General features: G+C 61.3%; 4 protein-coding genes. 1 reads left to right on the top strand and 3 read right to left on the bottom strand.

Features of this window, described 5'->3' with window-relative positions:
• Positions 1–271: 271 nt before the first annotated feature.
• From nfuA to HX824_RS20460, 3 genes are all read right to left on the bottom strand, one after another.
• Entirely contained in the window at positions 272–856 is a 585-nt protein-coding gene (gene nfuA / locus HX824_RS20470; protein ID WP_003210817.1) for a Fe-S biogenesis protein NfuA, read from the bottom strand.
• 59 nt (positions 857–915) lie between these two features.
• Positions 916–1938 carry an acyltransferase gene (locus tag HX824_RS20465; protein WP_003210814.1) on the bottom strand — a complete coding sequence of 341 codons (1023 nt, stop codon included), beginning with the start codon at positions 1936–1938 and terminating at the stop codon, positions 916–918.
• An 81-nt stretch (positions 1939–2019) separates the two neighbouring features.
• Positions 2020–4311: a fatty acid cis/trans isomerase gene (locus HX824_RS20460; protein WP_003210812.1), complete on the bottom strand. Its 2292-nt coding sequence runs from the start codon at positions 4309–4311 to the stop codon at positions 2020–2022.
• Positions 4312–4475: 164 nt separating this feature from the next.
• Here HX824_RS20460 and metH point away from each other — a divergent pair, with 164 nt between their 5' ends.
• Positions 4476–8186 carry a methionine synthase gene (metH, locus tag HX824_RS20455; RefSeq protein WP_177054997.1) on the top strand — a complete coding sequence of 1237 codons (3711 nt, stop codon included), beginning with the start codon at positions 4476–4478 and terminating at the stop codon, positions 8184–8186.
• Positions 8187–8201 lie beyond the last annotated feature (15 nt).

Genomic DNA, 8201 nt, shown 5'->3' with positions numbered 1-8201 from the left:
GCGGCCCGCGGAGCCGTGCCGGAGTGCGGGCATGCCGAGCCTAAGCGAGGCACCGAGTGGTGGGGCAAAGACCTTTTGGTTACTTTTTGGGGCGTTTGCCAAAAGTGACCCGCTGTAAAAGCGGAACCATAAATAGCCGTTACCGCAGCAACGGATATGTACACAACATACCTAACCCAAAACCTCACAATCCCCACACAACCCACTGAATCCCAAGCAAAAAAAACGGCGCTCACGGGGCGCCGTTTTTCCACACCAGCAGCGAACACCCTTAGTAGTAGGCGTTTTCTTTCTGCGTATGGTCAGTCACATCCCGCACACCCTTGAGCTCCGGAACCCGCTCAAGCAGCGTACGCTCAATACCCTCACGCAAGGTCACGTCCGCCTGGCCACAGCCCTGGCAACCGCCACCAAACTTCAACACAGCAATACCATCATCAACCACGTCAATCAGACTCACCTGACCACCGTGGCTGGCCAACCCAGGGTTAATCTCGGTCTGCAGGTAATAGTTGATGCGCTCGTTAATCGGGCTATCCGCATTAACATTCGGCACCTTGGCGTTTGGCGCCTTGATGGTCAGTTGGCCGCCCATGCGATCCGTGGCGTAATCAACCACCGCATCGTCAAGAAACGCTTCACTGAACGCATCGATATACGCGGTGAAGCTTTTCAGCCCCAACGCCGTATCTTCAGGTTTTTCTTCTCCCGGCTTGCAGTAGGCAATGCACGTCTCAGCGTACTGGGTGCCGGGCTGGGTGATAAAGACGCGGATGCCAATGCCCGGGGTGTTCTGCTTCGACAGCAGATCAGCCAGGTAATCGTGGGCGGCGTCGGTAATGGTTATGGCGGTCATGGAAACTCCTCGCAGGCTTGCCGGCAGTTTACGCCAAATTATTACCGAGGTACAAAGTCCTAGTATTTTTGTCGGGAAAGCACCAACCGTTCGTCGCCATCGAACCAGCCTTTGAGCCGACGATAGCTGCCCTTTTCCAGCCAGTGATAGCTGGCCAGCGACCCAAGGGCGATCAGCACCACGCACACGCCGAGCATCACGTAGGCATTCACCCCATAACGCTGGGCGACAAAACCGCCAGCGGACAACACCAGCACGTGCATCAGATAGACCGAGTAGGAACAATCCCCCATCACCTTGAGCAGTCGGCTGCGCTCGAAATAGCGTTCCATCGAGATACAGGCCACCACCAGCACCGCACTCGGCAAGCCCCAGGTCAGGGCCCGCGGCGATGCCGGCCAGTGATAGATCGCCAGCAATGCCCCCGCAATCCCCAGCAATGGAAGCCACAGCCCGGGGCGAATCCAGCCCTTGCGGTAAAGCATGCCGATGCCTATCCCCAGCAGGAACTCATACACAATGTCCGAACGATAGAATTCGCTGATCCAGCCGAAAGAAGTCCACGCCTGGCACACCGCGAACAACAACGCGCCCACCACCAGCACCCGCCACTGCCGGCGAAACAGCAACGCCCACGCAAACAGCACGTAGAAGAGCATCTCGTAGTTCAGGGTCCAGCCGACGTTCAAGGTCGGGTACACCCCATAACCACCGGGATTTTCGGAAGGTATGAACAGCAAGGACATCAACACATGGGCCGCATCGACGCTCTGGTCCGGCAACACCGGCCGCGCAAACACCACCAGCAGCGCCATCAACAGCGTGTAGAACCAGTAGGCCGGGACGATTCGCAGCAGGCGATACAGCAGGAATCGCCAGGGCGGCAGCTGTTTGTTCTCGGTGGAGAGGAAGATCACCAGGCCGCTGATCACAAAAAACACATCCACGCCCGCCGCACCTTTGTCGACAAACAGGTGGCCCAGCGCCGAATCGGCCTTAAAGCCAAAGAAAATCTGCATGAAGTGATGACCCACCACGGTCCAGGCCGCCAGGGCGCGCAGTGCCTGTACTGAAATCAACATCGTCGACCCACTCTCCCAACCCTCGACACCGGTTATTCAGGTGCCTATGGCTTGGGACAGCCGTCGACGGTCAAAGGTCGATCAAAGATTCTCGTAGCGGTTCATGTCCAGCACGCCCTCTTCCACCGGCGTGGTTTCGCGGATGTACTGCGACAGGTCGTGGAAGTACTGCCAGAACTGCGGGTGACTGCGGCGGATGCCCCAGCGGTCGACAATCTTCTCGAAGCGATTGGCGTCCTTGGCATTCTCCATGGCAGCGACAAACTCCGGCACTTGCTGCGCCGGAATGTTGAACATGAAGTTCGGGTAGCTGCTCAGCACCCCGGGATAGATGGTCACGGTGTCCAGGCCCGGCTGATAGCGATAAGCCTCACCGAGCATAAAGGCCACGTTGCTGTGGGCGCGGTTGCGCAACAGGCTGTACATCTCACGTTTGCCGCTGCGGGTTTCGATGCGCAGCATGGTCGCTTCCGGCAACAGGTCGATCACCTTGAGCCCCGCCGCCGGGCGGTTGGTCAGGCGGCTCAGGGCCTGTTCGGCGTCCTGCAACGCAGGGTCAATGCCCGGACGCGAGCAATAGGCGCTGACGCAACGGTTGATCGGGTCCGGGCTGGCGTTCAGGTCGCCGTAACGGGCCAGCAACTGGTTGGCGAAGTCGCGCTTGGGGTCCTTTTCATCGAGCTTGAGGCCCGTGGGCTTGTCATCGTCGATGGCTTCATAGTCCAGCCACAGCTTGACCTTGCCGCTGTTCTGGTACCAATCGTCAAGGAAGTCATCCCGCGAGTCCGCCGGCATCAGGCGCAGGAAGTTCTGCTCGGCACCGTTGCGGATCAGGTCGAAATACAGGCGCGTCTGGGCCTGATGGGAAACGTTGCCGAACACATCGAAATTCACCGCCAACTGGTAGTAGGTGCGCTCCAGCAACGGATAGTCGAACAGCCACAGGGTTTGCGGCACTTCGCCAATCAAGCCCTTGGTCACCGAGGCGCTGTCGAAGTGACGGAAGATGCTCAACAAGGCGTTGTCGTTGCCCGCCCACAGGCTCGACCAGCTCGGCGGCGGCAGGTCGGCATAACTGTCCCGGCGCAACGCTTCGTACTCGTTGCGCTTGTCGCGGTATTTGAGCCAGAGGCTGAGCACGCTGCCCACATCGTCAATCTGCCCCGGCATCGCCAGCAACGGCGTGGCCTGGCCGCGGTAGCGGGCATCGGTGATATACAGGTCGTGGTCGGGGTCCTGGAACAGGGTCCAGAAGTTGTCGCGGATCACGTCCGTGGCGATCTGGCCCCGGCATACCGGCCCGCGAATGAAGGTGCGCACGAAGTATTCGGCGTTATCCAGCATGAACTGGTAGCGCGCCTTGGCCGGAATCGCCTCGAAGGTCTCGAACGGGTTCGCACGCCGGCCCGGCCCGTAGCCCGGCAAGGCTTGCACCTGCCAGTCATCGGTATAGAACAGCGACTTGATCCGGGCCATCTTCTCGGCGCTGAACGGATAGGTGATGTGAGTCTTGTGCACGATCACCCCCTGCACCGGCCACAGGCGGTAGTACACCTGGGTGCCCGGGTCGTCGTTGGGGCGGCGGGTGTTGATCAGGTCGATCGGCTGCCCGCTCGGGGTGCGCGAGCGTACCCACTGGAAGAAATGCCCCGGCTCGCCGCCTTCAAAGTAGATGTGGGCAAGGAACAGGTGCTCGAACAACCAGCGCGCCACCAGGCTTTCCCGGGCCCCGGGCTGGTTGAACAGGTTTTCCCATTGCTGCACTTGCAAGGCTTCCTTGGCACTCGGGGCCAGGCCTTGTTCGTCGATCGGTGCGCCGGAGGCCAGCCAGCGTTGCAGGGTCTGGTACTGCTGGTCGGTCAAGCCGGTGACGGCCAGGGGCATGCCTTCCTTCGGGTGGTTACCTGCGTAGGCGTTGAACTCCCCCGGCATCGGGCAGGTGTTTTCGCGGCTCAGGCCCAGCACGATGTCGTCGGGCAGCTTGGCGTTGGGCGCAAGCGGCGCGTTATGCCCCAGCTCCAGCATGCGCGCCATCAGTGCGGCCTGGCTGCCCTGGGCGTCGAGTACCGAGTAGAAATCCTTTTGCTGCCAGGCGGCTTTGCCGAAGGCGTCATAGAACAAACGGGTGGGCTGGCTGGCCTGGCTGCGCTCGCCGTCGTACACCGGCACCTTGGTCGCGCCACGTGCGGCGCCTTCGGCACTGCCCAGGTTGAGCTGGCAGGCCGAGTCGTAGCAGGCGTGGCAGGCCACGCATTTCTCGGTGAAGATCGGCTGGATGTCACGGGTATAAGAGATCGCCGGGGCGGGACCTTCTGCCTGTGCGGTAAGGGCGAACAGCGCAAACGCGGCGCTGACGATGAGGCGAAGTGACATGTTTCCGGTCCCGATTCAATGCGTGCAGTGAAAAACCCGTCGATTCTACCGATGTAACGCCCCCGCCAACATGAACGATATTCATGCAAACCCAGCACATGCTCTAAAAGCGCACAGGTTTGTTATGATCTTCGCCCTCCGTAATACCTGACCAGAGTAGTCCCATGCCCGATCGTAGCGCTCGTCTGCAAGCCCTCCACCAAGCCCTCAAGGAACGCATCCTGATCCTCGACGGCGGCATGGGCACGATGATCCAGAGCTATAAACTGGAAGAGCAGGACTACCGTGGCAAACGCTTCGCCGACTGGCCGAGCGACGTCAAGGGCAATAACGACCTGCTGGTAATCACCCGTCCGGACGTGATCGGCGGCATCGAGAAAGCCTACCTGGATGCCGGCGCCGACATCCTGGAAACCAACACCTTCAACGCCACGCGCATTTCCATGGCCGACTACGGCATGGAAGACCTCGCCTACGAACTAAACGTAGAAGGCGCGCGCCTGGCGCGCAAGATCGCCGACGCCAAGACCCTGGAAAACCCGGCCAAGCCGCGCTTCGTCGCCGGGGTGCTCGGTCCGACCAGCCGTACCTGCTCGCTGTCGCCCGACGTAAACAACCCCGGCTACCGCAACGTGACCTTCGATGAGCTGGTGGAAAACTACACCGAAGCCACCAAAGGCCTGATCGAAGGCGGCGCCGACCTGATCCTGATCGAAACCATTTTCGACACCCTCAACGCCAAGGCCGCGATCTTCGCCGTACAGGGCGTGTTCGAAGAATTGAACGTCGAACTGCCGATCATGATCTCCGGCACCATCACCGACGCCTCCGGCCGCACCCTGTCGGGCCAGACCACCGAAGCCTTCTGGAACTCGGTCAGCCACGCCAAGCCGCTGTCTGTGGGCCTGAACTGCGCACTGGGGGCGAGCGAGCTGCGTCCGTACCTGGAAGAGCTGTCGAACAAGGCCAACACCCACGTTTCCGCCCACCCGAACGCCGGCCTGCCCAACGAATTCGGCGAGTACGACGAACTGCCGTCGGAAACCGCCAAGGTCATCGAGGAATTCGCCCAGAGCGGCTTCCTGAACATCGTCGGTGGTTGCTGCGGTACCACCCCGGGCCATATTGAAGCCATCGCCAAGGCCGTGGCCGGTTACGCACCGCGCCCGATCCCGGACATTCCGAAGGCCTGCCGCCTGTCGGGCCTGGAACCGTTCACCATTGATCGCAACTCGTTGTTCGTCAACGTCGGCGAGCGCACCAACATCACCGGTTCCGCCCGCTTCGCCCGCTTGATCCGTGAAGACAACTACACCGAAGCCCTGGAAGTCGCCCTGCAGCAGGTGGAAGCCGGCGCCCAGGTGATCGACATCAACATGGACGAAGGCATGCTGGATTCGAAGAAGGCCATGGTGACCTTCCTCAACCTGATTGCCGGCGAGCCGGACATCTCCCGCGTGCCGATCATGATCGACTCCTCCAAGTGGGAAGTGATCGAGGCTGGCCTGAAGTGCATCCAGGGTAAGGGCATCGTCAACTCCATCAGCATGAAGGAAGGCGTGGAGCAGTTCATTCACCACGCCAAGCTGTGCAAGCGCTACGGCGCGGCGGTGGTGGTGATGGCGTTCGACGAAGCCGGCCAGGCCGACACCGAAGCGCGCAAGAAAGAAATCTGCAAACGCTCCTACGACATCCTGGTGAATGAAGTCGGCTTCCCGCCGGAAGACATCATCTTCGACCCGAACATCTTCGCGGTCGCCACCGGTATCGAAGAGCACAACAACTACGCCGTCGATTTCATCAACGCCTGTGCCTACATCCGCGACGAGCTGCCGTATGCGCTGACCTCCGGCGGCGTGTCCAACGTGTCGTTCTCGTTCCGTGGCAACAACCCGGTGCGTGAGGCCATCCACTCGGTGTTCCTGCTGTATGCGATCCGCAACGGCCTGACGATGGGTATCGTCAACGCCGGCCAGTTGGAGATCTACGACCAGATCCCGGCCGAGCTGCGTGACGCGGTGGAAGACGTGGTGCTCAACCGCACCCCGGAAGGCACCGACGCCCTCCTCGCCATTGCCGACAAGTACAAGGGCGACGGCAGCGTCAAGGAAGCCGAGACCGAAGAATGGCGTGGCTGGGAAGTCAACAAGCGCTTGGAACACGCGCTGGTCAAGGGCATCACCACCCACATTGTCGAAGACACCGAAGAATCCCGGCAGTCGTTCGCGCGCCCGATCGAGGTGATCGAAGGCCCGCTGATGTCCGGCATGAACATCGTCGGCGACCTGTTCGGCGCCGGCAAAATGTTCCTGCCCCAGGTGGTGAAATCCGCCCGGGTGATGAAGCAGGCCGTGGCCCACTTGATCCCGTTCATCGAGCTGGAAAAAGGCGACAAGCCGGAAGCCAAGGGCAAGATCCTGATGGCCACGGTGAAGGGCGACGTGCACGACATCGGCAAGAACATCGTCGGCGTGGTGCTGGGTTGCAACGGCTACGACATCGTCGACCTGGGCGTGATGGTCCCGGCCGAGAAAATCCTGCAGGTGGCCAAGGAACAGAAGTGCGACATCATCGGCCTGTCCGGGCTGATCACCCCGTCCCTGGACGAGATGGTGCACGTCGCCCGCGAGATGCAGCGCCAGGATTTCCACCTGCCGCTGATGATCGGTGGCGCCACCACTTCCAAGGCCCACACGGCCGTGAAGATCGAGCCCAAATACAGCAACGACGCGGTGATCTACGTCACCGACGCCTCCCGCGCCGTGGGCGTGGCGACGCAATTGCTGTCCAAGGAATTGAAGCCGGCATTCGTCGAGAAAACCCGCCTGGAATACATCGACGTGCGCGAGCGCACCTCCAACCGCAGCGCGCGCACCGAGCGCCTGAGCTACCCGGCCGCCATCGCCAAGAAGCCGCAGTTCGACTGGAGCAGCTACACGCCGGTCAAGCCGACGTTTACCGGCGCCAAGGTGCTGGACAATATCGACCTCAACGTCCTGGCCGAGTACATCGACTGGACACCGTTCTTCATCTCCTGGGACCTGGCCGGCAAGTTCCCGCGCATCCTCACCGATGAAGTGGTGGGTGAAGCGGCGACGGCGCTGTACGCCGACGCACAGGAAATGCTCAAGAAGCTGATCGACGAAAAACTCATCAGCGCCCGCGCGGTGTTCGGTTTCTGGCCGACCAACCAGGTGCAGGACGATGACCTGGAAGTCTACGGCGATGACGGCCAGCCGATTGCCAGGCTGCACCATTTGCGCCAGCAGATCATCAAGACCGACGGCAAGCCGAACTTCTCCCTGGCCGACTTCGTCGCGCCCAAGGACAGCGGCGTGACCGACTACATCGGTGGCTTTATCACCACCGCCGGCATCGGCGCTGAAGAAGTGGCGAAGGCCTACCAGGACGCCGGCGACGACTACAACTCGATCATGGTCAAGGCCCTGGCCGACCGCCTGGCCGAAGCCTGCGCCGAGTGGCTGCACCAGCAGGTGCGTAAAGAGCACTGGGGCTACGCCAAGGACGAAGTGCTGGATAACGAAGCGCTGATCAAGGAGCAGTACAGCGGTATCCGCCCTGCCCCGGGTTACCCGGCGTGCCCGGACCACACCGAGAAGGCCCAGTTGTTCCAACTGCTGGACCCTGAGGCCCAGGAGATGCACGCCGGCCGCAGCGGCGTGTTCCTGACCGAGCACTACGCGATGTTCCCGGCAGCGGCTGTCAGCGGCTGGTACTTCGCTCACCCGCAGGCGCAGTACTTTGCGGTGGGCAAGATCGACAAGGACCAGGTCGCCAGCTACACCGCCCGCAAGGACCAGGACCTGAGCGTGACCGAACGCTGGCTGGCGCCGAACCTGGGTTACGACAACTAAGTCGTGATGCGCTGA

Origin of the sequence: Pseudomonas sp. D4002 (assembly GCF_013385665.1) — a bacterium.
In the GTDB taxonomy this organism is placed as follows: Bacteria; Pseudomonadota; Gammaproteobacteria; order Pseudomonadales; family Pseudomonadaceae; genus Aquipseudomonas.
Note: the sequence above shows the minus strand (reverse complement) of the source record. Positions and strands in the feature narration are given on the sequence as shown.